The following is a 25,121-nucleotide window of genomic DNA, read 5'->3' on the forward strand; positions in this document are numbered from 1 at the left end:
AAGAAGGATTACGATGAAAGCATTAAAACATATTACAACAATACTGCTGGGGGCCTTAGCACTTAGCGCATGTAAAAAATCATATTTAGAAAAGCCGCTTACCGGCGCGCTTGAGCCACAATTTTTACAAACAGAAGAAGGAGCAAATGAGCTGTTGATAGGCTCATACGCCGTTCTTGACGGTCAACAGGGCGGTGATGCTGCCGTTGGCGGCGGCGGTGCCTGGGAAGCATCGCCTGATAACTGGATCTATGGGGGGGTAGCTGGCGGCGATGCTTCAAAAGGAAGTGTGGCGGGCGACCAAACCCCGATAGAACCCATCATGAAATATAACTCGGATGGCAGCAATGGCTTCTTTGATAGTAAATGGCGGGCCGATTATGAAGGTGTTTCGCGTTGCAACAACACCATCAAATCAATCATGAGCGTTACTAAAATATCTGATGCCAATAAAACTAACCTGCTGGCACAAACCAGGTTTTTAAGGGCTCATTATTATTTTGATCTGAAAAAGATGTTCAATAACGTGCCCTATCTTGATGAAACCACTACTGATATTAACCAGCCCAACTCTGGTGTTGATATCTGGGCCAAAATTGAGGACGATTTTAAATATGCTTACGCTAATTTACCAACTACACAACCGGATGCAGGTAGGGCAAACAAATGGGCAGCGGGTGCATATTTAGCCAAAACATATCTTTTTGAGCATAAATACACCGATGCCAAGCCGATTTTTGATGCAGTAATAGCGCAAGGCGTAACTGCCAACGGCAAAAAATATGCCCTTAATGCAAAGTTTAATGATAACTTCCGTACAGCAACCAATAACAGTGCCGAGTCGGTATTTGCTGTACAGGCAGCGGCCAATGCCGACCCTAATGGCCCCTCGCAAGCCAATAACGGCGACATGCTGAACTTTCCTTATGGCAATAGCAGCCCGTTCAGTTGCTGCGGTTTTTATCAACCATCGGTTGATCTGGCAAACCATTTCCGTACCAACCCAACAACAGGCTTGCCTTATCTTGATGATTATAACAGCCATGCCATCAAAACCGATATGAACGTATCGTCATCAAAAGATTTTACACCTGATGATGGAACTATCGATCCGCGTTTAGATTGGACTGCTGGTCGTCGTGGCATCCCTTATCTCGACTGGGGCTTACACCCGGGTTCTGACTGGATCCGCGACCAGGATTACGGAGGCCCGTATTCGCCGCTTAAAAATGTGTACGGCCAGGCCGAGCAGGAAACCAATGGTGATAATACTTCATGGGCACCGGGCTCAGGCATTAACTACAACCTGATCCGTTACGCCGACGTATTGCTGATGGCTGCCGAAGTAGAAGCACAGGTTGGTAGCCTGGACAAAGCCGAAAGTTATGTAAACATGGTACGTAACCGCGCTGCCAATCCGGAAGGTTTCGTGCACAAATACGTGGATGATGAAGATCCTACAGGCGGCTTTACCGATGAACCTGCAGCTAATTATAAGGTGAGCCCTTATCCTGGAGGTGCTTTTGCAAGCAAAGATTTTGCTTTAAAGGCCATCTACTTTGAGCGTAAAATTGAGCTGGCTATGGAAGGCCACCGCTTTTTTGACCTCGTACGCTGGGGTATTGCCGATACGGAACTTAATGCTTACGTTGCTTTCCAAAGCACCATCACCAATGATGTTAAGGGCGGCAAATTCCTTAAAGGTAAAAACGAGTATTATCCTATACCACAAAAGGAAATTGACCTTAGCGTAAAGGGAGGTTCGCCGGTACTGAAACAAAACCCGGGTTATCATTAATTAAAGCTGAAAGCAAAACGCGCAAAGCCAAAAGCTATTAAATTGGTGTTCAGCTTTGTGGCCGCTTATAACTTACCGGGATTGCACAATTCCCGGTAAGTTTATTATCTTGCCTTAACATCCCTGCTTTTTAAACAAGCTGATTATAAACATTTTTAAACCCATTTATGGACAAATCATCATCGCGGTTTTTATCGCTGGATGTATTTCGTGGCATGACTTTATGCTTCATGATCATTGTAAATACGCCCGGCAGTGGGGCAGCCCCATTTTCACCGCTTGAACATGCTGCATGGCATGGCTTTACCCCAACCGATCTTGTGTTCCCTTCCTTTTTGTTTGCTGTAGGCAATGCCATGAGCTTTTCAATGAAACGTTACCAGGAAATGGGTAATGCGGCAGTGCTAAGCAAGATCTTCAGACGTACGCTACTCATATTTTTAATAGGTTACCTGATGTATTGGTTCCCTTTCTTCTTAACAAACGGAGGTTTTCATTTAAAACCTATTGCACATACACGCATCATGGGCGTTTTACAGCGCATCGCGTTGTGTTATTGCTTTGCTTCGCTCATGATCCATTTCCTGTCTAAACAAACGGTTTTCATTTTATCCGGTTTGTTTTTAGTGATCTACTGGATTATCCTGCTGGTGTATGGCAACCCGGCCGATCCGCTGAGCATGACCGGCAATGCAGGTATCTATCTTGATAAATTTTTATTCGGCCCCGATCATTTATATCACGGTGAAGGTATCCCGTTCGATCCTGAGGGCGTATTAAGTACCCTACCTGCCATTGTTAACGTGGTAGTAGGATATTACGCCGGTAAGTTCATCCAGCAAAAAGGGAAGGGGTATGATACCACCACCAAACTACTGTTAACCGGCTGCCTGTTCATCTTTTTGGCCCTATGCTGGAATATGGTTTTCCCAATCAATAAAAAATTGTGGTCAAGCTCATTTGTGCTGGTTACCACCGGGCTCGATCTGGTGATCCTGTCGGCATTGATCTATACGCTGGAGGTCAACAATTGGAATAAAGGCAACTGGGCACGCTTTTTCACCACCATGGGTAAAAATCCGCTGCCTATTTATGTGCTTTCCGAAATATTACTGATCCCGGTAAGCATGATCATCATAAGCGGCAGCAATGCTGTCGACTGGATCAATACCGCCTTTTATCAAACCATAGCTCCCGGCCCGATAGGTTCATTATTGTTTGCTATCAGCTTTATGCTGATCTGCTGGCTGGTTGCCTATATCCTTGACAAACGGAAAATTTATATAAGGGTGTAATTTGGATATCGGATTTCGAATGTTCGATTTCGGATTTTTTTATCGCCCGGCGGCCGTGTCCTCACGGCCGCATGCTGGTGTTTTTGTCTGAACCCGAATTTATAGAATTAAGTAATTACCAGAATGCTCAGCAAATTCCAATAATTCCTTAAAATTCGAGTTCAGACAAAAAAATCAAGGTTCAGAAAACACTTCTTAATATTATTTAAAAAGTTTAATTTGCGTACATCCAATTAAATAACAATTCTTTATGAAGAAATTATCCTTATTGCTTTGCGGCTGTATGGCACACCTGCTTTCTGCAGCCCAAACAACCAAACCGGCCCTCGCGCTTATCCCGCAGCCGGTAAAAGTTACCCAAACTACCGGCGAGTTTGTGCTGCCCAAAACAGTTGTTGTTGAGGCCGGTTCATCTGCCGATGTGGCAAATGTAACTGCCTACCTCAAACGAAAACTATCTACATCCACAGGAGCATTTATCACTGTAAAAAGTACCGCCCCTACAGCACCTATCAGGCTGATCTTAAATAAAACTGCTGATACCGTGCTCAAAACCGAGGGATATAAATTATCTGTAACGCCTAAAAAAGTAGTGATCCGTGCCAATGATGCTGCCGGGCTATTTTATGGTGTACAAACGTTTTTCCAGCTGCTGCCTAAAGAGGTTGAGGGTTGGGAAATAGCCAAAGGTGTAAAATGGACTGCACCCGCAGTTGAAATTACCGACTACCCAAGGTTTGCCTGGAGAGGATTGATGTTTGATGTAGCCCGTCACTTTTTTACTAAAGCCGAGGTTAAGCAATACATCGATGCTATGGTTAAATACAAATTCAACCTGCTGCATTTACACCTTACTGATGACGAAGGCTGGCGTGTGGAGATCAAAAGCCTGCCAAGGTTAACCGAAGTAGGGGCTCACAACGTTAAAAAGGTAGGGCAGTTTGGTACCTTTACTCCACCTACACCTGATGAACCACGCACCTACGGCGGTTTTTACACCCAGGAAGATATCAAAGAGCTGGTACAATATGCTAAAGACAGGTTTGTTGATATCCTGCCCGAAATTGATGTTCCCGGCCATAGCCTTGCCGCTGTAGTTGCTTATCCAGAGCTTTCATGCACACCCGGTGCCGATAAATATGTGGTGAACTCCGGCGAACCTTTTATGGATTGGAGCGGCCCGCATAACCGCGCTATTGTTGACAACACCCTTTGCCCGGCCAATGAAGCTGTTTATACTTTTATGGATAAAGTAGTTACTGAAGTTGCCCAGTTATTTCCGTTCGGTTATATCCATTTAGGTGGCGATGAGTGCGCCAAAAATTTCTGGGAGCAAAGCGATGCCATAAAAGCATTAATGACTAAAGAAAACCTGAAGACCATGAGCGAAGTACAGGCTTATTTTGAAAAGCGCCTTGAAAAGATAGTTGAATCAAAAGGCAAAAAATTCATGGGCTGGGATGAGATCATTGAAGGCGGCCTGGGCCCAAATGCGGCAGTAATGAGCTGGCGCGGTATCCAGGGTGGCATCACCGCTGCCAAAGCCGGTCATGAAGTGGTGATGAGCCCAACTACATTTGCATATCTTGATTACATGCAAAGCGATCGTGTAAACGAAACCAAGATCTATGCCACACTTCGTTTAAACAAAACCTATTCATGGGAGCCTGTGCCGGATAGTGTTGATGCACGCCTCATTAAAGGCGGACAGGCCAACTTATGGACTGAGCAGGTATACAACATCCGCCAGGCCGAATATATGACCTGGCCACGCGGGATGGCTATTGCCGAGGATGTATGGTCGCCAAAAGGTACCAAGAACTGGGATGGTTTTTTCAGCAGGGTAGAGAAACACTTTCCACGCTTTGATGAAGCTGAAACCAAGATAGCCCCAAGCGCTTACGACCCATCATTTGATGCAGTACTAAACCCGGATAGCACACTAAAAATCACCCTGACTAACGAGGTAAACGGACTTGATACTTATTACAGCTTTGATAATTCGTTCCCCGACAGGTTTTATCCTAAATATACAGCACCGATAGATGCCCCTAAAGACGCAACCACGTTGAGGGTGATCACCTACCGCGGTAAAAAGCCAATCGGCCGTATGGTTACCATGCCATTGGCTGAGCTGAAAAGCAGGATTAAGAAGTAAGAGATAGTTTGCTTAAACATAAAAGCCCTTCGGATTAAGTTCCGAAGGGCTTTTATGTTTAATTACCTCCATGTCATTGCGAGCGATAGCGTGGCAATCTCGTAGCTATGCTCAGCGGCTTTGCATATAGTACAGGCATAACGACGAGATTGCCACGTCGCCCCATTGCACAACCCCGTGTTGCTCCTCGCAATGACATAAAGTTAATTTTCCACGCCGTCGCTCGGCTCCAGCCGAGTGTCAGCTATCTCGCGGCGTCTCGCCGCCGAAGCTGGCCAGAGGCCTGTCCAAAAGCCGCCACTCGCCCGGAGGCGAGCGGCGGCTTTTTTATCTTATCTTACCTTATTTTTACTTCAGCTCCGGGAATTTAGCGGCTTCAAAAATGCTTTTCTCAGTTGCGGCTTTTTCAACATCCTGCCATTTGCGTGGTGCATCGATGGATAGGATCGTACCCTTGTCTTTACCTATCTGTACATCATCTTCTATACGTACACCAATGTTCCACCATTTTTTATCGCAGGGGCTGCCGGCGGGGATATAGATGCCTGGTTCAACGGTGATCACCCAGTTCTCCTCCAAATTACCGCGACCGCCTTTGTCATGCACATCAAGCCCTAAATGATGCGAGCAACCATGCGGGTAGTACTTACGCACTTCCGAAGCATTTTTAATAATACCCAGCTTGATCAACCCTGCTGCTAAAACTTCGGCCGATTTCTGTTCAAGGCTGGCATACGGAACGCCTGCTTTGCATAACTTAAAAATTTCTTCCTGGGCATCATACACCAATTGGTAAATAGCCTTTTGCTCTTCGGTAAATTTGCCGGTGGCCGGTACAGTACGGGTAACATCGGCAGAGTAGCCATGATACTCGGCACCAACATCCATCAGCAGCAATTGGTTGTTAAGTTTTGTTGCCGAATTTTCTTCATAGTGCAGAATACAGCCATTTGCGCCGGCACCTACAATTGGCGGGTAGCCCTCGTCTTCTGCTCCATACCTTTTGTGTACATAGGTCATGATCCCTTCAACTTCGCGTTCGCTCATGGTTGGCTTTACCGATTTCATTACCTCCAGATGGGCGAGGCTTGATATTTCAACAGCTTTTTTCAATACCGCTATTTCTTCCGGTGTTTTTACACCGCGAAGCTTTGAGGTAAAAGTGTTAAATCCGATATTACCGCCTAAAGTATTGCCTATTTTGGCTTTAACCGCCACCAGGGTCACAGAATCCGGGCTGGCCAATAATTCCTGAACCAAAGGGCTCGCCTTGCTCAGGTCATTATTGTATCTCGCCTTAATATAGGTAACCATGCGTGCCAAATTTTGCGGCGTGGTACGATTGGCTATCAGGTTCATATCACTAACTGCCTGCCTGTCAAGATCAAGGATACCCGCCTTAGTTTTAAAAGCAGCTATCAGCTTCTTTAACTCGCCTGTCGAGCCGTCGCCCGTAACATCCTCGGGCAGCGCGTCATAATACACATTGGCAAACTTTTTAAAATCAACAGAGAATTTCGCAAAATCCTCGCTGTTATAAGCACGCTTAAAGCCCAGCTGCGATTTAGCACCTTCAACGCCCAAACGCCTGCCTGTCCATTGCTCACGACCGGCATCGCGGTGACGTACAAACAAAACTTCGTTATAGCTGCTGTCGCCATCGGCCTGCGTGTCTTTAAACACGAGCAGCACCGAGTTTGGCTCCTTATACCCCGAAAAATAATACAGGTCGGGGTTAGGATGGTATACATAATTAACATCGTTCGAAAACACCTGCTCGGGGTACGAGAAGATCACCGTTACTGAATTGGCGGGCATCAGGTCGCGGAGGGCCTGGCGTCTTCCGGCATGAAATTCTTTGCTTAAATAATCGGTGGGTAGGTTTTCGGCGGCTTGTCCGAAACAGCGGTTACTGCCGCTTAGGGCAAGTACAACTACTAATGCCCGAAAAAATGATCGCGTCATAATGATAAAGGAATAATGTCAGTCAAAAAACGGTTTAAGATACTAAATATCAGGGATTATCAACTTCACCCTTTTAGGGGGAAATACATGATGTGCAAATGATAAGATTTCAGATGTGCAAATTAAAACGCCTCCATTTCAGAAAAGGCAGAAAAGAAACTTACGAAGTTTTTGAAACTTCGTAAGTTTTGCCAAAATTATATCCGATATGTCATTGCGAGGAGCAGGCGAGGGATATTGGCGGGGCGCGACGTGGCAATCTCGTAACTATGCATTACCACAATAGCATATCCGCCCTGTATAGCTACGAGATTGCCGCGCTGTCGCTCGCAATGACATAAACTAAATAAGCAGCTTACTTAATCTTCCTTGCCGTTACACCTTCATTGGTGATCTTAACCGGCAGGATCTTGCCATCCTTATCAAAATACATTTTATCGATGCAGGTAACACGATGATTGCCATCTGTTTCGGTTAACGGGCGGCGGTGATAAACAATATACCATTCATCTTTACCCGGTACCTGGATCACCGAATGGTGACCTGCACCAGTGGCTATGCTGGCATCCTGTTTTAATATGGTACCAATACGGTTAAACGGACCAAAAGGCGAATCGCCAATGGCATAAGCCACGCGGTAATCCGGACCGGTCCAGCCGCCTTCGCTCCACATAAAGTAGTATTTGCCTTTGCGTTTAAACATCACAGGGCCTTCAACATAATCTTTTGGGGTGATCAGTTTATAGGTTTCCCCATCCTTAAATGGCTCAATACCTGTAAAATCATTTTTCAGCCTTACGATATTGCACTGACCCCAGCCACCATAGATCATATAGTACTGACCATCGTCGTCTTTAAAAACAAACTGATCAATAGGCTGAGCTTTATTGATGATCTGCCCGATGAGAGGTTTGCCCAAAAGGTCTTTGAACGGACCTTCGGGTTTATCGCCAACAGCAACGCCAATGCCGCCAACTTCATTATTGTTCTGGATATCGTTGGCTCCAAAAAAGATGTAGTATTTGCCATCCTTTTCGGTTACGGCAGGGGCCCACATAGCGCGCTTTGCCCACTTTACGGCAGCAGTATCTATAATATGCGGGTGTTTTGTCCAGTTAACCAAATCGGGCGATGAAAAGGCATCCATAAATACCTGCTCATTATATTTAGCCGAGTAGGTGGGGTACACCCAGTATTGCTTGTTAAAAATCTTAGCCTCCGGGTCGGCATACCAGCCTTCAACAATAGGATTACCGGATGTCTTTTTCTCTTGTGCTAATGCTTTGTTTGCAGATGTGGTAAGTGCCACACCTAATGCTGCCAGTAAAACCAGCTTTTTAGGGATAATCATTGGGAAATAGATTTTTGGTCTAAGATATTAAAATAGATAAAACGTTTTAGTAACGATGCACTAATTTATTCGAATTGAAGCGAATTAGACGAATTTAAGATTATCGGGATTAAACAGAGAGAACTCTTATCAAATTCATTCCGTTGACTTCAGTCAACGGAATGAGATAACAAATTAAAAGGCTTTAGCCAAATGCCGCTCGAACAGTTTGGGCTAAAGCCCGGGTGCTCGTTTATTTTTAACCGTTGACTAAAGTCAACGGCAATGAAATAATTATTGTAGATGCCGAGCTTCTATTCCCCGTAATTCGTGTAGTTCGATTAAATTGTGTTCAACTTAAAAGTATTCGTGAAAATCTTTTAATTACCGGTGTTCTGTTGTTTTGGTTTCTTTTTTCCCCAGCGGCGATTGGGTTTCCTCTTAGCATCTCCTTGCGCAGGTTCAGGCTTAAGGGGTTGTATTGCGGCTAACTCATCAGGCAGCTCCATCAGCTTGATAGGCTTTTCTATCAGCTTTTCAATATTTTTAAGCTTGCGCTCATCGCGATGGTTAACAAAAGTAATAGCAGTGCCGGTGGTAGCAGCCCGGGCTGTACGACCGATACGGTGGATGTAATCTTCCGGATCGCCGGGAACATCATAATTGATCACCAGGTCGATGCCTTCCACATCAATACCCCGCGAAAGCGCATCGGTGCCAATGATAACCGGGAGTAATTTGTTTTTGAACTTAAGCAGGATCTCCTCACGTTCTTTCTGCTCCAGGTCGGAGTGGAACGACATGGCGTTGATCTTGATAGCCTTAAGCTCTTTGTATAATGCTTTTACAATTTCCTTGCGCGATGCAAAAATGATAATACTTGTAAATGCCGAATCTTTAAGGATATGTTGCACCAGCGGCGTTTTTTGCTGATCATGCACCCGGTAAACCTGCTGATCGATACCGACAGCCGGCTGCGAAATAGCAATATTGATCTGCTCCGGGTCTTTCAAAATAGCCTTGGCCAGTGAACGGATGCGACCGGGCATAGTAGCAGAAAATAACAGCGTTTGTCTTTCCTTAGGCAGGTAGCTGATGATCTTCATGATATCATCCGAAAAACCCATGTCCAGCATACGGTCGGCCTCATCAAGTACCAGGTGCGTAAGATGATTGAGCTTCAGCACACCCGAAGTAAGGTGGGCAATAAGCCTGCCGGGAGTAGCTACAATAATATTTACATTATTCTGGATGCCACGGCGCTGCTGTTCGTAAACAATACCGTCACCTCCACCAAAAACAGCAATAGAGCTGATGCCCGTAAAATAGGCAAGGCCTTCAACCTGCTGATCTATTTGCTGCGCAAGCTCACGGGTTGGGGCAAGTATAAGGGCACTGGTATGGTGTTTATTTGTTTTGCTGATGCTGTTTAAAACAGGCAGCAGGTAGGCGCCGGTTTTACCGGTACCGGTTTGAGCGCATGCAATCAGGTCGCGCCCCTCCATAATGGTTGGGATAGCCATGGCCTGTATGGGTGTAGGGTTCAGGAAACCCATGCTCTCTACACCTTCAAATAATTGCTCGTTAAAATTAAAATCCTGGAAAGTCACTATATCTTATAAGTAAATTATGCAAGGTATAAAAAATTTAACGGGAAATGAGGGTTTTAGCATAATTGAGCAACCGTTAAGGATCAGAATAATTACATCGGTTCACTATCATGTAAATACAGGAGGCTCCTACGGAGCCAAAAGGTTTGTTTCATTTCCTATAAACATGGTACTCCTACGGAGTTCTATGCATGCGTGCTTTTTAAATTCCAAAGGAGTACCATGTTTATAGCCAATACAAGCCATATATCAAGGCTCCGGTAGGTGCCACCTATTACATTTCAAGGCACGTATCCTGCAAAATTTGTCTATAGCAACTCTTTAATGACACTTACGTTACCCTCACAATCAATTCAAAAATTTATTTTTGAAAACCTATGAATATTATCACCCAAACACCGCGCTTACTGATCCGCGAATTTACAGCCGAAGACGAAGTACTTTCAACTGTGATTGATGCTGATGACCGCCTTACACAGTATGTAAAGAAACGTACTCCACAGGAGAGTAAACAGGTTTTTAAGGACACCTTGAAAGAATACCAAAATGGTTCGGGCCTGGGCAGGTGGGGGGTTTTCAATATCGCCGATAATGATTTTATAGGCGTTTGCGCACTCAAACCCAGTGATTATGATAAGAGCCGAATTGAGTTGGGATATCGCCTGCACCTCAAATACTGGGGACAAGGCGTTGCAACCGAATTGGCAGAGGCATTAGTTAGCTACGGCTTAAATAAAATTGGCCTGAAAGAAGTTTGTGCCGTTACCCATCCTCAAAACGCCGCATCACAAAGGGTACTGATCAAAGCCGGGTTTGCAAGGGAAGGGATTGTGTTTTGGTATGGTGAAGATGTGCCGTTTTTTAGGGTTGAGCGGTAGAAAATAAAAAAGATGTCATTGCGAGCGAAGCGTGGCAATCGCATGCTATACAGGGCGGATTTGCTTCCGTGCGGTTGCCACGCTTCGCTCGCAATGACACAGCTTGAATGCTTGATTAAACTTACCTCAACCCTTTAATAATATCCTTACAACCGTTTTCAATCAATTCAAAAACCGGTTCAAACAGGCTGTCGTCATAGTACGGATCGGGCACTACCTTATCGCCTAAAAGGAGCTTTACTTTTGCAGCCTGTTCTTCGTTGCGGGCCATATCAAGCACATCGCTCAGGTTATTGCGGTCCATTACAAAGATGTGGTCGAACTCGTCAAAATCGGTTCGTTTAAACTGGCGGCAAACCTGTTTGCTGATATCAATTCCATGGTTGCGTGCGGCGCGGATCGAACGCCTGTCGGGAGCTTCACCTATATGCCATCTACCCGTACCTGCCGAATCAACATCCCAGCCCAGACCATTTTCATCTGCCAGGTGCTGCATGATCCCTTCGGCCAGTGGCGAACGGCAGATGTTGCCGAGGCATACCATTAGTATTTTCATTTTTTAGGTTGATTGGGTGGAAGGTGAGTGGTTGATTGGGTTGATTAAGTGAGTGGCTAATGTAATTGCTTAACTACTCACCTAATCAACCATTCACCAATCAACCAAATATCTGATTCAAAACACCGGCCAAACGAACGCCGGCTTTTACCATTTGGTCGTTTAGTAAACCAATGTATTTAAAGTTGTATTTATAGCTCAGGTTTTCACCGGGTTTAACGTCGGTGTACAGTTTGTCGGCAATCTGATCACTTTCGTAAATCCATTCACTTATCGGGGCGGCCTGAAGTTTGGTACGCTGAGCAGCGGTGGTATGATTAATCATAGTTGCATACTCAGTATAGCTCAATTGTTGAAAATCAATCAGCTGGCTATCCCAAACCGAGTGCAGGTTACTGTCTTTACCAAACCATTGCACTTTTACATCGTTACCGCCCTTATCACTTAAATGACCGGTATGCAAAGGCTGGTGTACATCCTCCACAATATGGATCAGCATACGCAGGTAAAGCAGCTTGTTGGTTTTAGTAGTGGTTTTCTTTTTGAGTTCGGCGATCAAAAAGTTCATTTTAGTATAGGCATCAACGGCCGTATCAGCTTTTAAATAGCCTTGTAGCTCAGGATAAGTATACGCCTTTTCCAGGTTAATAAAATGCCAGTTATACAGGTAATTGTAAGTCGGATCGGATTTGATAAAATCGGCCCAGTTACTGGTAATTGCTATTGATTCATTGCCTAAAATGGCCTCTATGGCTTTACGGGCTTTAGGTGTGAGGTAGCTATCGGCAACCTGTCCGCAAATACGGTGACCGTTAGTGCCCCAGGCCATGCTTTGCAGTGGGATATAAAATATAGCCACCAGTAGTAAAAGTTTCTTTAAAATTTGTGTTTTCATTACAATGGTTTTGGAATACAGCTTGTTCTTTTTATCAAGTGCACGTTAATAGGTATTACGTTTGATGTGCTTACAAACCTGATGAGCGAATCGCCTGTGCGGTGAACTTTAAAGTACTCTTCATAATCGCCAAATCTGAAACAGCCCTGTTCGTTTTTATATGAGCCATCGGCATTGCAAAACTGTCCTTTAATGTGCAGCGTATCCTGTCGTTGCGAATAAGTTCCGCGTACATATTCATCCCAGTGCCCTTTGCTCATACAGGTATCAGCTCCATAATTTACCTTGCTAACGGTACTAATCTTCAAAAGAAATGAATCACAGCTGAATTTAATGTCGTATAGCGAATATGTTACCAGGCTTTTTTGAGCGGGTACAGAGTCCTGTCGCCACTCACCCTGCAGTTTGCTATCTCCCGGCTCCTGCATATCGGGGTTCCTGCTGCATGAAGCTGCTACGATTAGGCAAAAGGCGAAAGGTAAAAGGCGAAAGGCTTTCTTTGAGCTGAAAGCTGAAAGCGAAAGGCTTAAAGCCTTAGTAAAGAAAAAATGGCGCAAATCAAAGCGTTTTGGCATAAACCGAATGCATTAAAAAAAGCCCCTCTCCTTCAGGAGAGGGGTTGGGGTGAGGTGGCTCTTATTTTAAGCTGCCTATCATATTTTCGGGGCGTACCCACTCGTCAAACTGCTCGTTGGTTAGTAAGCCTAAGCCAATAGCTGCTTCGCGTAATGAGCTGCCGTTTTTAAGTGCTGTTTTAGCAATTTTTGCTGCGTTTTCGTAACCGATATGCGGGTTAAGCGCAGTTACCAGCATCAATGAATTTTCGAGGTGCTTTTTGATGCCTTCGTAGTTAGGCTCAATACCTACAGCGCAATGATCATTGAATGATACGCAGGCATCACCAATTAACCTTGCCGACTGCAGGAAGTTAGCTGCCATAACCGGTTTAAATACGTTCAACTCGTAATGGCCGTTTGAACCGCCGATAGAGATAGCCACATCATTCCCCATAACCTGTGCAGCTACCATGGTAACAGCCTCATTTTGGGTTGGGTTAACTTTACCCGGCATAATAGATGAACCAGGCTCGTTATCAGGAATATGAATCTCGCCAATACCCGAACGCGGACCAGAAGCCAGCATCCTGATGTCGTTAGCAATCTTCATCAATGAAACCGCAATTTGTTTTAATGCGCCATGGCTTTCAACAATAGCATCATGAGCAGCAAGGGCTTCAAATTTATTTTCGGCAGTGATGAATGGCAAACCGGTAAACTGTGCAATGTATTCAGCAACTTTTACATCATAACCTTTAGGGGTATTGATACCTGTACCTACGGCAGTACCACCAAGTGCTAATTCTGAAAGGTGATCAAACGTGTTGCGCAAGGCTTTTAAACCGTGGTTCAGTTGTGATACATAACCTGAAAACTCCTGGCCTAAAGTAAGCGGGGTAGCATCCATCAAATGCGTACGACCAATTTTTACTACCGATTTAAAGGCCTCTGATTTAGCCTGTAAAGTATCGCGTAGTTTTTCAACACCCGGGATAGTCACGTCGATCAGCATTTTATATGCTGCAATGTGCATGGCAGTTGGGTAAGTATCGTTTGATGATTGTGATTTGTTCACGTCATCATTAGGATGGATAAAGGTTTTGCCTTCGCCCAGTTTATTGCCTTGTAATACGTGGGCGCGGTTAGCAACCACCTCGTTCACGTTCATGTTTGATTGCGTGCCCGAACCTGTTTGCCAAATCACCAGCGGAAACTCCGAAGCCAGCGAGCCGGCCAGGATCTCGTCGCACACCTGTGCTATCAGGTCGCGTTTTTCGGCAGGTAGTACGCCTAAGTCAGTATTGGTATAGGCGGCGGCTTTTTTCAGGTAAGCGAAAGCGTCGATAATTTCCTTTGGCATTGAAGCCTCGGGACCAATTTTAAAATTATTGCGTGAGCGTTCGGTTTGCGCTCCCCAGTATTTGTCGGCAGGTACCTGTACCTCGCCCATGGTATCGTGTTCGGTTCTGAAACTCATGGTATTAAATTTTGCAGGGGCAAAGTTATGTTTTTATATGATGCGGGGGAATGCGGGGTGTAAACTTTTTGATAGGAGAAGATTATTCTACTCGTCGTTGTTGGTGTTAGGAAGATTCAGATCGGTTGAAAATGTTGGTTAAAAAAGCCATGTCATTGCGAGGAGCGGCGTAGGCAAAAGCACATGGGGCGACGCGGCAATCCAGTAGCTACACAGGGCGGACATGCATTGGCTACGAGATTGCCGCGCTACGCTCAGTGACATATTTTTTTATTTCAAAATAGAGATAATTTCATCTTCCGAACACTTATAATGACAACACCAACAACGGCGCAGTTTTTTTGGAAAAATCCGATAAATCCCAAAAATCCTTTAATCCGGGTTCAGATAATGGCGTTGCCTCCGGCCGGGCTTTCCGCTCATACGCCTGCAGGCATTACGCTCTTGGCCGGTATCCGCTTCAATCCCTAACGCAAATACGTGATTTAATATACACCCTGATAAATCAAGTATTTGCAATCAAATCAAAGTATTCATCGTCCTCATTCTTCCCGCCAAAGCCTTTTCCAATCGTTTCGTGGCTTTCTACAAAATCAACACGGGCAATCCACTTTACCATTTTATAGCCTAATTGATTCTCTATCCTAAGCCTGAGCGGGGCACCATAAGCAGGGGTAAGCGGTTCGTAATTCATTTCCCAGGCCAAAATTGAAGCCGGTTTCATACAATTATCAAGCGTATGGGTATCGTAATAAGTACCGCCATATAAACCTTCCCCAAATGAGTAAAAAGCTACCGTAGTAACATTTGCATGCGGTTTAACCAATTCAACAAGTGCTTTTATTGGCACACCACCCCACTCCGCAATACCCGACCATCCCTGGATACAATGGTGCATGGTTATATTTTGCTCCTTGCCAAGGTTAATCAAATCTGTAATTGATAGCTCTACGGGGTTATCAACCAGGCCACCAACTTTCAGTTTATAATCTTTAAACCCATCGGCAGCCATATTGCGCCACTCTTCAGATTCGGGGATCTTTCCGTTTGCCCAAAAGTAGGGCGATATATCTTTGGGGCTGTAATAAATTTCCGGTTTAAATTTATTGATAGATAGTTTCCACAATGTTCCGTTGATAAAGGCTTCTATTTTTTGCAGCAATCGCGGCCTTCTCCATGATAGCCAGTGCGCAAAAAAACCAAACGCCACTATAAACAATATAAAGCCCAAACCAATATAAAGCCCCGAGGTATCAGTAGGGCTATCTGTACCGTGTATAATGTGGTTCATATTGCGTACAAGCCCCGTTGCCGCAACCATACTTACATGGATTACGATAAACGCAAGGTAAGCCAGCATCACTAAAAAATGAACAGAGCGCGCCCCCTGCCTGTTCCCGAAAAGCTTTGGCAGCCAATGAAACCTGTTTTCAATAGCCGGCGACATGGCCATGCCACTAAGCATAGCAACAGGGGCCAGTATAAACACCACCCCAAAATACGAGAGCTGCTGCAGCGCATTGTAATGATAAAACCCGTTTGGCTCAACCGGCATATTCAGCGTAGCGTAGTGAACAAATACATTCCACGAGTCGGGCAGTATTTGCCAGGATACGGGCACAAGCCTTTTCCACTGGTTGGTAGTAAAAAGCAGCACGCTAAATACGACGCCATTCAGCAAAAAAAACGGGACATTGATAAAATGCCAGCAACGGGCAAGCCCCACAGTATGGCGGTAACCGGGCAGGCCAACAACCGGGCTTAAATAACGGGCTTCATCTTTTGCCGTCCATATTTTATTGTCGGGTATTTTTAAAGGGGTGAATTTGATCCATTCAGAATCAGGCGTGCAATCATTATTCCAGTATAACCGGGGATGATCTGCCAGGATGGAAAGCCCGCTTCTGATAATGATAATTAAAAAGAAAAAGTTAACCCAGTGACTGAGGCATAACCACCACGGGAACCCTTTAGGATCGGCTTCGGTAACCGGGGCGAAAGAAGCAGATGGGTCGGCAGGCAGTCCCCATACAAGATACTGAAGCCATGCTACACCAACCGTAGCCAGCAGCAAAATGCCGATCACAACAAATATATAAGGTTTAATTCCTAAAAATAATCTTCTGTCTGCCGGGAAATGAACCGCTTGTTCCGCTGCGTTAAAGTTGGTAAACATATAAGGTAGGTGTAAATAGTTAAGTAAAAACTTACATATTATTTAAAGTATTGCAACACTGTTAAAGGTAATTAATAATTTGTGGATCTTTATTAACTAATAGCATAAACCCGGTAGCTATTATATACCTTAGATTGTAAATGATAGAACAACATCCGCCGCTGTCAAAACCCGGAGAACCGATTACAAACCATTCGCTTCAATCCTTTTTCCCCGGATATTTTGCGCTCGTTATGGCAACCGGAATAGTTTCCATCGGAGCCTTTTTATACAATATGCACCAAATCGCCAATACGCTGTTTGTGGCTAATATTTGCTTCTACATAGGGTTATGGGTTATTTTCTTTTTGCGGGTTATCAAATATCCCGTAGCTGTTTGGAAAGATATCACCAGCTCGTCGCGCGGGGTAACTTTTTTAACCATGGTTGCAGCCAATAATGTTTTGGGCAACCAGTTTGCTTTAATGACAAAACACCAGGACGTAGCCGTATTTTTATGGTGGCTGGGTATCATTTTATGGGTGCTGATCACCTACACCTTTTTTATTGTAATTACAGCAAAAGAACCCAAGCAAGGGGTGGAGGCAAGCTTAAGCGGCGCCTGGCTGCTTATTGTAGTAGCAACCGAATCTGTTGCGGTGCTTGGTGCACTGATTGCCGGCCAAACGGCCAATACCGATGTTGTGATCTTTATTTCATTTTGCGCTTTCTTAATAGGAGGAACGCATTACATGGTATTTATTTCGCTGATTATATACCGCTGGCTTTTTTTGAGCATGAAAGCCGAATTACTTACGCCACCTTATTGGATAAATATGGGAGCAGTTGCCATAACCACACTGGCTGGTTCCCGTTTGCTGATTTACGCCCATAGCCACGAATGGATAGCCGGTATACAATATTTTTTACCGGGTTTTACGGTTTTATTCTGGGCCTTTGCCACCTGGTGGCTCCCGATACTATTCTTACTACCTGTGTGGCGGCACGTTTTACAGCGGGTGCCGCTTAAATATGATCCGCAGTATTGGTCACTGGTATTCCCGGCAGGTATGTATACGGTAGCAACCTTTAATTTTTCAAAAGTACTCGAGCTTCCATTTGTTATGCATATCTCAAATGTTTTTATTTATTTATCGATGATAGCATGGGCAATAGTCTTTACCGGTATGGTGCGAAGCTTTATCAGGTATATTTTATCTCACAAATAACCCGGCCCAACAAAAACCAATATCACAAGTATAAGCTATCTGCCTTTTCAAACAGTTTCCTGTTGCATTCGGTAGCCCCTAATGAGTAATTAAACCGCGAAAGCGCATACAGTAACGGCAATTTGGCTGGCGCTATTTCGTTTTGTCGCAAATCGGCAAGCCAGTCGGCACCATCAAACTCCATGCGGTATTTTTTTTCAAGGCGTTCATAAATCCTATAGGCATCATCATGATCAAGCCATTCGGGTTTAATGTACAGGCCGGTAAGGTCGCCCATTTTTTTGCGTTCTTCAGCTTCTGCGGTATCGGCACTGCCAAATACAAAGTAAAAGTATAGCCACAGCAATAAACCAGCTCCGCCTATTATTGATGCGGTTGAATCCCTTTCAATAAAAAAGAATATAAAAGCAAAAAATGCAATGACAAGCGAAAACATGCGAGCATAACCCGCAATAATGCTTTGATAATTCAGCGGGATATTAAACCCGTTGCGGCTGCGCCAGGCGGCGCGGGTTACCAGCATGGAGCTGGTAGGAAACAGCGGAATGCCAATAACCACAAATTTGGTCTCTATCCACTGCCCGTTAACCTCATGCACTTTGCCCAAAAACAATGATCCTATTAACATATCAGGTATAATTTAGTCGTGTTATTATATATCACAACTTATAAAAGTGCTTTTAAACAAATGTTAAATATTTATTAAAAACTAAATAATACCGTTGAGCGCTTGTATCGCCCCCGTTTTAAACTTTACAAATAAGAAAATCAAACTTATTTAACTACAAAATGTTAACTGTAAAACAAATACATAAAACACTACTATGAAAAAGTTAAGTTTAATTGCAATGATGGCCCTGGCGGCATTATCATTCCAGGCGTGTAACGGCGGCGCCAAAAGCGGAGCCACCGATAGTTCGGCAGCTGTAAAAGATACTGCCGACAGCGCCAACAAAGTAAAAGACACTACAACTACAGGCGCAACAGGCATTGCTGTTACTGCCGATGATGCCAAATTTGCTACAGGCGCAGCCAACGCAGGCTTAGCCGAAGTTGCTATCGGTCAACTGGCCAGCGAAAAAGCTACCAATGCCAAAGTGAAAGACTTTGCCAAAATGATGGTTACCGACCATACCAAAGCCAATGATGAGTTAATGGCTATTGCCAAAACTAAAAACATTACCCTGCCATCTGCACCGGATGAAGAGCACGAGAAAAAGAAAGCTGACCTTGCTGCAAAATCAGGGGCTGATTTTGACAAAGACTATGTTGACGCCATGGTTTCGGGCCATAAAAAGGTGGAATCAATGTTTGAAGATGCGTCAAAAAATTGCAAGGACCCTGATCTTAAAGCATGGGCAGCCAAAACATTGCCTACCATTCAGCACCACTTAGCCGAAATTGAGGCTATCCAAAAAGGCATGAAATAATCAACTATTGATTATTTCAGAAAGAAAAAGGGAGATGTAACAATCTCCCTTTTTCTTTTATATAACTTGTGTGGGTGTAGCTAAAACGATACTTTTAACACAGCAAAATCTACTTTAATATGTCGAAACCAATAGTAACCGGCCTCATGGCCTACGGAATGTCGGGCAGGATTTTTCATGCCCCGTTTTTAACTACCAATCCGGGCTTTACCTTTAAAGCAGTGGTTGAACGCCATGAAAAAAAAGCCGGTAAAAAATATCCTGATGTTATTAGCTACGATACCATTGATGAGCTGCTTAACGACAACGAAATAGAGTTAATCATCATTAACACGCCCAACAATACCCATTTTGATTATGCTGTACAAGCCCTTAATGCCGGCAAACATGTATTGATCGAAAAACCGGCTGCCGTAACCTCGCATGAGGTAAAAGCACTGTATGATCTGGGCAAAAAACTTGATCTGAAAGTGATGATCTACCAAAACCGCCGTTATGACAGTGGCTTCCTTTCGGTAAAGGAAGTAATTGAAAGCGGCAGGTTAGGGGAGCTGATCGAGGTTCACTTCAGACTGGACAGGTACCGCATGGCTATCGGCGTTAAAAAATTCAAAGAAACGGCAGGCGTTCCTGGTGGAGGCCTTACCTATGACCTTGGGGCGCATTTGGTTGATAACGCTATCAGTATCTTCGGCCGGCCGTTGAGCTATGCGAAAACTACGGCTGCATTCAGACCAGATTCGCAGGTTGATGATTATTTCAATATCCACCTTAAGTACCCGAATCAACTTAATGTATACCTAACCTCGGGATTGCTCATCGCCGAGCATACCTACGGTTTTGTAGTACATGGAACATTAGGCAGCTTTGTTAAAATGCGCACCGATGTACAGGAAGCCCAGCTTGATGCCGATATGATGCCCACCGATGAAGGCTTTGGCATTGAACCCGAAGGCAGCGACGGTAAACTGGTGCTGATGGGGGCCGACGGGCAAAAAACTGTAGAGTGGATACCGTCACCCAAAGGTAATTATAACGGGATATTTGAGGCCGTATATCATACGGTACGCGAAAATGCGTTATTCCCTGTAACCGAAGAGCATGTTGCCTGGCAAATTGAATTGCTTGAAAACTAAAAATGTTGTAACTATGCTTATTAAATGCTAATTAAAATAATGAAGAAACTGTATTTACTGCTTTGTCTGATTATTGCCGCCGGGTGCAGCCAGGCACAAACGCCACCTGCTAATTCCGGCTTGCCGCCATATCACATCCTCACTACAGACAGTGTTTACGTTACTCCTGCCAACCTGAAAAAAAACAAGCCGGTAATGGTGATTTATTTTTCGCCCGATTGCAGCCATTGCCAGCACCTGATGTACGATCTGAAACCTGAGCTGCCCAAGTTAAAAGATGTGCAGATTGTGATGATCACCTTTATGCCAATGCTTAAAGGCATCCAAACTTTCCAGCGCGATTTTGACCTGGCCAAGTACCATAACATCACCATTGGTACCGAGGGTTATACCTATGTTGTGCAAAAGTTTTACAGCGTACAAACCACCCCATACATAGCCATCTATGATAAGTATGGTAAATTATTTCAGTCATATCCCAAAGTACCTAAAATTCCGGTGCTGATGGAAACGCTTAAAAAAGTATAAAGTATTTTATTTAAATATAAAGCCGGTTAAACTCAATTAAGTTTTAGCCGGCTTTTTTATTTAACGTACCATCAAGGTCTCTCGCAGATTTAAGTTAACCCACAAAATTGTTTTGCCGTGTAATCAGCAAGGCGTTTTGTTTTGCCCCTCTGGGGGCAAAGGGTATTTCTATACTTTTTATGCTACAAACCTTTTGCACCTCTGGTGCACTTGTCCTTAAAGACAGTTCAATTAATCCCTGATTATTAAATTATAAAAATCCCCCGGAGGGGGAAAAGGTTTGTAGAAATCACGTCGCCCCCTTTACCCGAACCCCAGAGGGGTTCAACATAGTTAAACTCGTAGAGGCCCGTGAGAAAATCATAAAGCAATCAACTCAATCAAAACTACCGAGGGGTACTGATTACGATTCAGATTAGTTACCTTTGCGGCCAATATTTAAGTTGACGATGAAGAATACCGCATTAACCGATATCCACGTAAAAACCGGCGCTAAAATGGTTCCATTTGCCGGTTACAACATGCCCGTTCAATACGCAGGAATCAACGCCGAGCACGAAACAGTGCGCAAAGCCGTTGGTGTTTTTGACGTAAGCCACATGGGCGAATTCATTTTAAAAGGCGAGAACGCGCTTGACCTGATCCAACGTGTTACCAGCAACGATGCTGCGAAATTGTACGACGGCAAAGTGCAGTACTCATGCCTGCCAAATGAAAACGGCGGTATTGTTGACGATCTGCTGGTTTACCGTATCGACGAGAAAACCTACATGCTGGTGGTTAATGCCTCAAACATTGAAAAAGACTGGGACTGGATCTCCAAATACAATACCAACGGCGTAGATATGAAAAACATATCTGACCGTACTTCACTGCTGGCTATCCAGGGCCCAAAAGCAGCCGAAGCTTTGCAAAGCCTTACCGAGGTGGATTTGGTATCGATGGAATACTACACCTTTAAAAAAGGAACGTTTGCAGGCGTTGAAAATGTGCTGATATCAGCTACTGGTTACACCGGAGCCGGCGGGTTTGAAATCTATTTTGAAAACCAATACGCTGAGCAGATCTGGGATGCCATTTTCAAAGCAGGCGAACCTTTCGGCATTAAGCCAATTGGTTTAGGTGCACGCGATACCTTACGTTTGGAAATGGGTTTCTGCCTTTACGGTAACGACATTGACGACAACACCTCACCTCTTGAAGCTGGTTTAGGCTGGGTAACCAAATTCAATAAAGAATTTACCAACGCTGAAGCATTGCAAGCCCAAAAACAAGCCGGTGTAAGCCGTAAATTGGTAGGCTTTGAAATGATTGACCGTGGTATTCCGCGCCATGACTATGTGATAGTTGATGCGGATGGCAATACCATTGGCAAAGTAACTTCAGGCACGCAATCGCCATCATTACAAAAAGCTATTGGTATGGGTTATGTAGATACCGCTTTCGCCAAAGAAGGTACCGAAATCTACATCAGCATCAGGGATAATAAAATCAAGGCACAAATTGTAAAACCTCCGTTTTATAAATAGGTCTTCGCCCCGAAGGGGAAATGCCTTCAAACTCCCCTCTTGAGAGGGGGCGCGGAAGGAATGAGCGTAAGCAGGGGTGTGTTATACAGCATTTATTCAGGCATGATTGACACACCCCTACACCCCTCTCAAGAGGGGAATCGCGCAGCCCCCGCTTTTATTTATTCATTAATTAAAATTTAAAGATGTCCGAGAATATCAATACCCAAACCCCTCCGTTAGCCAACGGAGGCCGGGGGGCGCACGTTTGTCTAACCCCTGCGCTATTACCGCTTTTTAACGTGGAAGATTATATTGTAGTGGTTATTGATATTTTCAGGGCAACATCATCTATATGTTATGGTATTGAAAACGGTGCTGAGGCTATTATACCGGTATCACAAGTTGAGGAGTGTGCCGCGTATAGAGAGAAAGGGCTGGATTACCTTCTTGCCGCCGAGCGCGACGGATCGGTAGTTGAAGGTTTTGATTTTGGTAACTCGCCATTTTCATACACTAAAGAAAAAGTGGCCGGTAAAACAATTGTGCTAACTACTACCAACGGCACCCATGCGCTTCATCTATCACGCAGCGCTAAAAAAATTGTTATTGGTTCGTTCCTGAACCTTACCGCTTTGAGCAACTGGCTTAACACGCAAAATGAAAACATCCTGTTAGTTTGCGCCGGGTGGAAAAACAATTTCAACCTGGAAGATACCCTTTTTGCAGGCGCTGTGGTTGACCAGTTAAAAGATAAGGGTTTTGTACTGGACGATGCCGCAATTGCAGCAAATGATCTTTTCCAGACCGGAAAACACGATATTAACGTTTATCTCAAGAAAACATCGCACGGCGAACGCCTGAAGAAATTAGGTATCGAAAAAGATATTGAGTTTTGTTTACAGATTGATCTGACTACTGCAATTCCTGTATTGGAAGGGGAGAAGTTAGTGAAGCTGAAGGCATAACACAAGTGATGTCATTGCGAGCGCAGCGTGGCAATCTCGTAGCCCATGCATATTCGATATGCTAAGCTACGAGATTGCTTCGTCGTTCCTCCTCGCAATGACATAAATTTTATATATCAGGCAGTAAACTCCACAAGCGCCTTTTCAATCCTGCTGATGGTTTCATCTTTACCAAGCAGGGCAACAATATCAAATACATGCGGGCCAAACTTACCACCTACCAGCATAATGCGGAATGGTAACATCACATCGCCCACTTTTAAGCCTTTTTGCTCGCCAAGTACTTTGAACTTAGCCTCAAGCTCATGTGCGTCGATAGTAGTTTCATTGTTTAATAACGTGATGAACTCACGATAAAACTCGGTTTTGGTATCAGTCCACTTAGGTTTTACGGCATTAAGATCGTACTCGTTTGGCTGTTCAAAAAAGAAGCCCGCCTGCTGATAAAAATCAGGGAGCAATACACATCTGTCTTTAATCAAACCGATAACTTTTGACAAATAGTCGTCATTATTAACAGTAACGCCTTTATCAGCAAATACTTTCTTAACTGCCAACTGCAAATCGCCTACTGCCAACTTCTTAATCCACTCGGCATTGAACCATTTGGCTTTTTCAAAATCAAACTTAGCGCCCGACTTATTAACACGCTCTATCGAAAATTTTTCAATCAGCTCATCAAGCGTAAAAATTTCCTGCTCAGTACCATCGTTCCAGCCTAAAGTAGCCAACAGGTTCAAAAAGGCCTCCGGTAAAAAACCTAATTCACGGAAACCTTGCGTTAATTCACCTGATTTTGCATCGAACCAATTCATGGCATAAACCGGGAAACCTAAGCGGGCACCATCGCGCTTACTCAGTTTACCATGGCCATCCGGTTTCAATATCAGCGGCAAGTGTGCCCATTGCGGCATATCGGCTTTCCAACCCAGGTATTCCCAAAGCAGTAAATGCACAGGTGCCGATGGCAGCCACTCTTCCCCGCGGAAGGCGTGAGTAATCTTCATCAGGTAATCATCAACTACCACAGCCAAATGGTACGTAGGCATACCATCAGCCTTTAATAATACCTTATCATCTACCTGGCTTGTTTCAAAACTCACATACCCTCGAATCATATCGTTAAAAGTAACGGTTTCGCCCTCGGGCATTTTGATACGGATCACGTGCGGCGTACCGGCAGCAAGCAATGCGTCAACCTCATGCTGTGGCAACGAAAGCGAGTTTCTTAAGGTATGGCGATAAGCTAATCCGTATTGAAAATTAGGGATCTCTTTACGATTTTTATCTAATTCTTCGGCAGTGTCAAATGCGTAGTAAGCATGGCCTTCCATCACCAGGCGTTCGGCATACTCGCGATAAAGCGGTTTACGCTCGCTTTGGCGGTACGGAGCATACTGCCCCCCGGCAACCGGACTTTCATCAGGGTGAAGGCCGCACCATTTAAGGCAATCTAAAATATATTCTTCGGCACCTTCCACATAGCGGGTCTGGTCGGTATCCTCAATTCGCAAAACAAAATCGCCGCCATGTTTTTTGGCGTATAAATAGTTAAACAACACGGTGCGCACGCCACCAAGGTGCAAGCCACCAGTTGGGCTTGGCGCAAAACGGACTCTTACTTTTTTATCGGTCATGATGGAGCAAA

Annotated in this window: 21 protein-coding genes; 11 read left to right on the plus strand and 10 right to left on the minus strand. The window is 44.5% G+C overall.

Annotated elements, in window-relative coordinates; translation table 11 throughout:
- The first annotated feature begins 13 nt into the window (after positions 1–13).
- The 3 genes from BMX50_RS08585 (at position 14) to BMX50_RS08595 (ending at position 5,251) form a co-directional block, all read left to right on the plus strand.
- Positions 14–1,798: a RagB/SusD family nutrient uptake outer membrane protein gene (locus BMX50_RS08585; RefSeq protein WP_091210078.1), complete on the plus strand. Its 1,785-nt coding sequence runs from the start codon at positions 14–16 to the stop codon at positions 1,796–1,798.
- A 167-nt stretch (positions 1,799–1,965) separates the two neighbouring features.
- A complete protein-coding gene (locus tag BMX50_RS08590) occupies positions 1,966–3,093 on the plus strand; it encodes an acyltransferase family protein (RefSeq protein ID WP_091210079.1) in 1,128 nt (375 codons plus the stop codon).
- Positions 3,094–3,343: 250 nt separating this feature from the next.
- Complete coding sequence (locus tag BMX50_RS08595; protein WP_091210080.1) at positions 3,344–5,251, plus strand: beta-N-acetylhexosaminidase; 1,908 nt, start codon at positions 3,344–3,346, stop codon at positions 5,249–5,251.
- A gap of 348 nt (positions 5,252–5,599) precedes the next feature.
- Here BMX50_RS08595 and BMX50_RS08600 read toward each other — a convergent pair whose 3' ends face one another.
- From BMX50_RS08600 to BMX50_RS08610, 3 genes are all read right to left on the minus strand, one after another.
- The gene (locus tag BMX50_RS08600) at positions 5,600–7,216 is read right to left on the minus strand and encodes an aminopeptidase P family protein (RefSeq protein WP_091210081.1); all 1,617 of its coding nucleotides are present in this window, start codon (positions 7,214–7,216) and stop codon (positions 5,600–5,602) included.
- 355 nt (positions 7,217–7,571) lie between these two features.
- Positions 7,572–8,567 (minus strand): glycoside hydrolase family 43 protein, encoded by a 996-nt coding sequence (locus BMX50_RS08605; RefSeq protein ID WP_091210082.1) that lies wholly within the window; start codon positions 8,565–8,567, stop codon positions 7,572–7,574.
- 359 nt (positions 8,568–8,926) lie between these two features.
- Positions 8,927–10,156, minus strand: a complete 1,230-nt coding sequence (locus tag BMX50_RS08610) for a DEAD/DEAH box helicase (RefSeq protein WP_208864666.1) — start codon at positions 10,154–10,156, stop codon at positions 8,927–8,929.
- A gap of 377 nt (positions 10,157–10,533) precedes the next feature.
- Between BMX50_RS08610 and BMX50_RS08615 the strand changes: the two genes are divergently transcribed.
- Entirely contained in the window at positions 10,534–11,034 is a 501-nt protein-coding gene (locus BMX50_RS08615) for a GNAT family N-acetyltransferase (RefSeq protein WP_091210083.1), read from the plus strand.
- Between the two features lie 121 nt (positions 11,035–11,155).
- On the opposite strand, the gene BMX50_RS08620 is transcribed toward BMX50_RS08615, so the two are convergent.
- The 4 genes from BMX50_RS08620 to fumC all read right to left on the minus strand — a co-directional run bounded on the left by BMX50_RS08620 (position 11,156) and on the right by fumC (position 14,519).
- Positions 11,156–11,590 carry a low molecular weight protein-tyrosine-phosphatase gene (locus BMX50_RS08620; protein WP_091210084.1) on the minus strand — a complete coding sequence of 145 codons (435 nt, stop codon included), beginning with the start codon at positions 11,588–11,590 and terminating at the stop codon, positions 11,156–11,158.
- A gap of 100 nt (positions 11,591–11,690) precedes the next feature.
- Complete coding sequence (locus tag BMX50_RS08625) at positions 11,691–12,485, minus strand: S1/P1 nuclease (protein ID WP_091210085.1); 795 nt, start codon at positions 12,483–12,485, stop codon at positions 11,691–11,693.
- The gene (locus BMX50_RS08630) at positions 12,485–13,060 is read right to left on the minus strand and encodes a hypothetical protein (protein WP_091210086.1); all 576 of its coding nucleotides are present in this window, start codon (positions 13,058–13,060) and stop codon (positions 12,485–12,487) included. Before BMX50_RS08630 ends, BMX50_RS08625 begins: the two co-directional genes overlap by 1 nt.
- A 61-nt stretch (positions 13,061–13,121) precedes the next feature.
- Positions 13,122–14,519 carry a class II fumarate hydratase gene (gene fumC / locus BMX50_RS08635; protein WP_091210087.1) on the minus strand — a complete coding sequence of 466 codons (1,398 nt, stop codon included), beginning with the start codon at positions 14,517–14,519 and terminating at the stop codon, positions 13,122–13,124.
- Positions 14,520–14,831: 312 nt separating this feature from the next.
- Here fumC and BMX50_RS34490 point away from each other — a divergent pair, with 312 nt between their 5' ends.
- A complete protein-coding gene (locus tag BMX50_RS34490; RefSeq protein WP_167667846.1) occupies positions 14,832–14,990 on the plus strand; it encodes a hypothetical protein in 159 nt (52 codons plus the stop codon).
- 34 nt (positions 14,991–15,024) lie between these two features.
- Here BMX50_RS34490 and BMX50_RS08640 read toward each other — a convergent pair whose 3' ends face one another.
- A complete protein-coding gene (locus BMX50_RS08640; RefSeq protein ID WP_091210088.1) occupies positions 15,025–16,695 on the minus strand; it encodes a molybdopterin-dependent oxidoreductase in 1,671 nt (556 codons plus the stop codon).
- Positions 16,696–16,835: 140 nt separating this feature from the next.
- On the opposite strand from BMX50_RS08640, the gene BMX50_RS08645 reads away from it, so the two are divergent.
- Complete coding sequence (locus BMX50_RS08645) at positions 16,836–17,903, plus strand: tellurite resistance/C4-dicarboxylate transporter family protein (protein ID WP_091210089.1); 1,068 nt, start codon at positions 16,836–16,838, stop codon at positions 17,901–17,903.
- A gap of 22 nt (positions 17,904–17,925) precedes the next feature.
- Here BMX50_RS08645 and BMX50_RS08650 read toward each other — a convergent pair whose 3' ends face one another.
- On the minus strand, positions 17,926–18,531 hold the full coding sequence (locus BMX50_RS08650; protein WP_091210090.1) for a hypothetical protein: 606 nt from the start codon (positions 18,529–18,531) through the stop codon (positions 17,926–17,928).
- 196 nt (positions 18,532–18,727) lie between these two features.
- Here BMX50_RS08650 and BMX50_RS08655 point away from each other — a divergent pair, with 196 nt between their 5' ends.
- The 5 genes from BMX50_RS08655 (at position 18,728) to BMX50_RS08675 (ending at position 23,473) form a co-directional block, all read left to right on the plus strand.
- Positions 18,728–19,333 (plus strand): DUF4142 domain-containing protein, encoded by a 606-nt coding sequence (locus tag BMX50_RS08655; RefSeq protein ID WP_091210091.1) that lies wholly within the window; start codon positions 18,728–18,730, stop codon positions 19,331–19,333.
- 119 nt (positions 19,334–19,452) lie between these two features.
- The gene (locus tag BMX50_RS08660; RefSeq protein WP_091210092.1) at positions 19,453–20,469 is read left to right on the plus strand and encodes a Gfo/Idh/MocA family oxidoreductase; all 1,017 of its coding nucleotides are present in this window, start codon (positions 19,453–19,455) and stop codon (positions 20,467–20,469) included.
- Positions 20,470–20,508: 39 nt separating this feature from the next.
- Complete coding sequence (locus BMX50_RS08665; RefSeq protein ID WP_091210093.1) at positions 20,509–20,997, plus strand: TlpA family protein disulfide reductase; 489 nt, start codon at positions 20,509–20,511, stop codon at positions 20,995–20,997.
- Positions 20,998–21,446: 449 nt separating this feature from the next.
- Positions 21,447–22,526, plus strand: a complete 1,080-nt coding sequence (gene gcvT / locus BMX50_RS08670; protein ID WP_091210094.1) for a glycine cleavage system aminomethyltransferase GcvT — start codon at positions 21,447–21,449, stop codon at positions 22,524–22,526.
- A 185-nt stretch (positions 22,527–22,711) separates the two neighbouring features.
- A complete protein-coding gene (locus tag BMX50_RS08675; RefSeq protein WP_091210095.1) occupies positions 22,712–23,473 on the plus strand; it encodes a 2-phosphosulfolactate phosphatase in 762 nt (253 codons plus the stop codon).
- Positions 23,474–23,589: 116 nt separating this feature from the next.
- On the opposite strand, the gene gltX is transcribed toward BMX50_RS08675, so the two are convergent.
- Positions 23,590–25,110: a glutamate--tRNA ligase gene (gltX, locus tag BMX50_RS08680; protein ID WP_091210096.1), complete on the minus strand. Its 1,521-nt coding sequence runs from the start codon at positions 25,108–25,110 to the stop codon at positions 23,590–23,592.
- Positions 25,111–25,121: the final 11 nt, after the last annotated feature.

This window comes from Mucilaginibacter gossypiicola (assembly GCF_900110105.1).
GTDB classification, from domain to species: domain Bacteria; phylum Bacteroidota; class Bacteroidia; order Sphingobacteriales; family Sphingobacteriaceae; genus Mucilaginibacter; species Mucilaginibacter gossypiicola.

Excerpts from the sequence above, each read along its gene's own strand:
- BMX50_RS08585 (WP_091210078.1), top strand. The coding sequence starts at position 14 with ATGAAAGCATTAAAACATATTACAACAATACTGCTGGGGGCCTTAGCA.
- BMX50_RS08590 (WP_091210079.1), top strand. The coding sequence starts at position 1,966 with ATGGACAAATCATCATCGCGGTTTTTATCGCTGGATGTATTTCGTGGC.
- BMX50_RS08595 (WP_091210080.1), top strand. The coding sequence starts at position 3,344 with ATGAAGAAATTATCCTTATTGCTTTGCGGCTGTATGGCACACCTGCTT.
- BMX50_RS08600 (WP_091210081.1), bottom strand. The coding sequence starts at position 7,216 with ATGACGCGATCATTTTTTCGGGCATTAGTAGTTGTACTTGCCCTAAGC.
- BMX50_RS08605 (WP_091210082.1), bottom strand. The coding sequence starts at position 8,567 with ATGATTATCCCTAAAAAGCTGGTTTTACTGGCAGCATTAGGTGTGGCA.
- BMX50_RS08615 (WP_091210083.1), top strand. The coding sequence starts at position 10,534 with ATGAATATTATCACCCAAACACCGCGCTTACTGATCCGCGAATTTACA.
- BMX50_RS08620 (WP_091210084.1), bottom strand. The coding sequence starts at position 11,590 with ATGAAAATACTAATGGTATGCCTCGGCAACATCTGCCGTTCGCCACTG.
- BMX50_RS08625 (WP_091210085.1), bottom strand. The coding sequence starts at position 12,485 with ATGAAAACACAAATTTTAAAGAAACTTTTACTACTGGTGGCTATATTT.
- BMX50_RS08630 (WP_091210086.1), bottom strand. The coding sequence starts at position 13,060 with ATGCCAAAACGCTTTGATTTGCGCCATTTTTTCTTTACTAAGGCTTTA.
- fumC (WP_091210087.1), bottom strand. The coding sequence starts at position 14,519 with ATGAGTTTCAGAACCGAACACGATACCATGGGCGAGGTACAGGTACCT.
- BMX50_RS34490 (WP_167667846.1), top strand. The coding sequence starts at position 14,832 with ATGACAACACCAACAACGGCGCAGTTTTTTTGGAAAAATCCGATAAAT.
- BMX50_RS08640 (WP_091210088.1), bottom strand. The coding sequence starts at position 16,695 with ATGTTTACCAACTTTAACGCAGCGGAACAAGCGGTTCATTTCCCGGCA.
- BMX50_RS08645 (WP_091210089.1), top strand. The coding sequence starts at position 16,836 with ATGATAGAACAACATCCGCCGCTGTCAAAACCCGGAGAACCGATTACA.
- BMX50_RS08650 (WP_091210090.1), bottom strand. The coding sequence starts at position 18,531 with ATGTTAATAGGATCATTGTTTTTGGGCAAAGTGCATGAGGTTAACGGG.
- BMX50_RS08655 (WP_091210091.1), top strand. The coding sequence starts at position 18,728 with ATGAAAAAGTTAAGTTTAATTGCAATGATGGCCCTGGCGGCATTATCA.
- BMX50_RS08660 (WP_091210092.1), top strand. The coding sequence starts at position 19,453 with ATGTCGAAACCAATAGTAACCGGCCTCATGGCCTACGGAATGTCGGGC.
- BMX50_RS08665 (WP_091210093.1), top strand. The coding sequence starts at position 20,509 with ATGAAGAAACTGTATTTACTGCTTTGTCTGATTATTGCCGCCGGGTGC.
- gcvT (WP_091210094.1), top strand. The coding sequence starts at position 21,447 with ATGAAGAATACCGCATTAACCGATATCCACGTAAAAACCGGCGCTAAA.
- BMX50_RS08675 (WP_091210095.1), top strand. The coding sequence starts at position 22,712 with ATGTCCGAGAATATCAATACCCAAACCCCTCCGTTAGCCAACGGAGGC.
- gltX (WP_091210096.1), bottom strand. The coding sequence starts at position 25,110 with ATGACCGATAAAAAAGTAAGAGTCCGTTTTGCGCCAAGCCCAACTGGT.